This is a genomic window from Ruegeria sp. HKCCD7628, from assembly GCF_057221005.1.
Genome location: NZ_JBWVBA010000034.1, coordinates 1 through 2,868, shown reverse-complemented (window position 1 = coordinate 2,868; position 2,868 = coordinate 1). Strand labels below are relative to the sequence as shown.

At 54.7% G+C, this 2,868-nt stretch carries 2 protein-coding genes; both read left to right on the top strand.

Features of this window, described 5'->3' with window-relative positions; translation table 11 throughout:
* Positions 1–123: 123 nt before the first annotated feature.
* A complete protein-coding gene (locus AC2TAD_RS22240; RefSeq protein WP_480870723.1) occupies positions 124–1,668 on the top strand; it encodes a ShlB/FhaC/HecB family hemolysin secretion/activation protein in 1,545 nt (514 codons plus the stop codon).
* 922 nt (positions 1,669–2,590) lie between these two features.
* Positions 2,591–2,868 (top strand): hypothetical protein (locus AC2TAD_RS22235; protein ID WP_480870720.1); only part of this gene is annotated, 278 nt, incomplete at its 3' end.

Sequence of the window (2,868 nt, the reverse complement as noted above, 5' to 3'; positions counted from 1 at the left end):
CTGTTCGCTGTGTATCTCGAAAGCACCAGTCGTGATCAAACTCGAATATCGGCAAGCTCAGACATTCAAACCACATAATAACATTGGACTTCAACATGCTCAGTCACTTTAAGGTTGTCAAAAATGCGCGTATTCAGCTCAGTTGTTTTTGCGATCATTTGCACTCTTGTGGCCACTGTATCAGTTCCAAGAAGTAGCATTGCCCAAACCTGGGACATCGCATCCCAGCACTCGGTCAGCGGCGTAACGGTGTATGATGCGGATGAGCTGTTAACTTTTGCCGGTCAATTGGCCTTCAATCGGTCAGGGCGCATCACAGCGGTGGAGGTCGCATCAACGATCACTCAGATCTACCGAGAAGACGGCTACTTCTTGGCTGAGGCCTGGCCCGGTCCCGATGGGCAGAGCATAATTGTTGATGAAGGGCGCATTCAAACCATCGAAATTGAAGGCGTAGATACTCGCACGTTCCAAACACTAGAGAAGATTTTTCAGCCCCTCACCACCGCATATCCAATAACTCTCAAACGATTTGAGCGGGCGGTTATGCTAGCCGAGGACATACCCGATTTGGACGTGTCGACCGAACTTGATTACCCGGATCAGGCTGGTGCTCGGCTGAGAGTATTGGGAGAACCTCTGCGCAAACAAGCCGGTAGTGCGACACTCGACAACCCTCCGCGTGAGCTTGGAGAAGCGCTAAGCTTCTATGTCGTACAAGAGTTTTATTCAACCCTGACCGTCGGGGATTTGCTGCGATTTGAGGGATCAGGCAATTACAATTGGGACAAAGACGATGAACACTCTTTATGGGGCGCTCTTACCTATCGCACGCCGCTGAACAGCAATGGTCTGTACAGTGAGATCTTCTACGGGAACATAAACGCAAAACGTGACCTCTCGGGGGACTTTGCGAGAACGGATATTGACGGCGAGAACTTCACAGTCGCGATGGGTTACCCCGTGATCCGCGATGTGGCCCGTTATGGGTATCTTCTGCTGGACTATCGCCTTTCAAAAGCCGACTCAGTCAGTGGTGGCGTTCCACTATCCAGTGACGCGAGTGTCGTTGGCCTTACATATCTTTACGGGCAAAACTATCCAAAGGGACAAGCTCTGGAAGCGGGGCTAACCTTATCTTTTGGTGACAATGACAACGACACGACAGACGCGAATTTTGACGACGGGGACTCTTCGTTCTGGCATCTACGAGGCGGCGTCGGATACGAAAGCCCGCTAACGGGCGTGTCTCCCAACACAGCTTGGCGAACCGAGATATGGGGGCAGTACACAACAGACCGGCTGCCCTCAGTCGAAGAGTACTTCCTTGGTGATCGTTATGCTTTGCGCGGATATCGTTTTGACGAAGTGGATGGTGATTCCGGGATTTCCGCGATTTTCGAAGTGTCTCATTCCTACTTCCCCAGTTCCCAGAGCATACATCGCTTAACGCCCTTTGCCTTTTTCGACGTGGGTTACATCTCGAACAATGACCCTGCGAGTTTCGAAGTTGATAATGCTACACTGGCCTCGACAGGTCTGGGTTTGGACATTGAGTTTAAGCAAAATCTATTCCTGTCCGGATATGTCGGTGTCCCTTTGAGAGACGGCCCTTTGACCGACTCTGGCGATCCTGGCGCGTATCTTGCTCTGACAACAAGTTGGTGAGGATGTTATGAAACTGAACCGAATTGCTGTACTTACCGCAACTTGTCTAATTGCAGAACTGACCGCTACTCAGGTCTTTGCCCGCGGAAATCACTACGGGTGGTGCCGAGGCGTAGGGAACCCACACCAGTCGAGCCAAGGGTGCGGGCAGGCTGGTGGGCAAGGGGCAGGTAATCAAGTTACTGGCCCAACTCAGCCGGTGGCAAATCAGCTGCCGCCTAAGGGAACGCAGCAAACGCCCACGTCCGTTACTGTTCCAGTCCTTGCGCCGGGCGCGGTCCCGAACGCAATTCCCGGTCAGGTTCCTATTGCGACACCGATAGCGGTTCCTGGTCAGGTTCCCACGCCGGTAGTAGCGCCGATCCTAACTCCGCCTCTGGCACCAAACGCGACACCAAACCGGGTTCCGACAGCTGTTCCAAATCAGGTTCCGCCATTGGCTACTGGTCCCACCGCGGTGCCGCCGCAAGTTCCGACTGCAACTCCCAATCAAGTTCCGATAGCTATCCCTGGCCAGGTTCCGCCTCAACCTACCGGCCCAACAGCGGTGCCGCCACTTGCGCCCACTGCAACACCAAACCAAATACCAGTCGCGGTTCCTGGTCTGGTCCCACCTCAGCCTACGGGTCAAACTGCTGTGCCACCGCTCGTCCCGACTGCAACACCAAACCAGATTCCGGTCGCAGTGCCCGGCCGTGTTCCGCAACCCAGCGGCACTACAGCGACACCACCGCTTGTCCCAACCGCAACCCCCAATCAGGTTCCCACGGCGGTTCCTGGTCAGGTTCCACAGTTGACACCAAAACCTACGGCAACTCACGTGGCAGTCCCAGGACATCCGAAACCACAAGGCGTCGTGACAATCATGCGCCCTAAGCCGAGGCCGACAACCGGTACTGTCCAGCAACCTGGCACAACACAAGTGACCCACCATTTAACCCACCAAAGCAATGCGAAGAAACACGATCACGTCGCAGCAACACCTGGACGACATGACCCGCACGACCTACCGAGATTCCGCAACGCGGCGGCCAAGGAAGACTGGGAATGCGTTGCCAGCGGATTTGGACAGCGCCGGTATGATGCTGGGCGAGGCGTGTTGCTGAACAACGGAGCGTTGCGGCACCTCGGAAACGTGGACGCAATGGCACGCGATGTACCGGCACGACATCCAAAACACTCTGGCTGCATTATTTCGGT

Excerpts from the sequence above, each read along its gene's own strand:
- AC2TAD_RS22240 (WP_480870723.1), top strand. The coding sequence starts at position 124 with ATGCGCGTATTCAGCTCAGTTGTTTTTGCGATCATTTGCACTCTTGTG.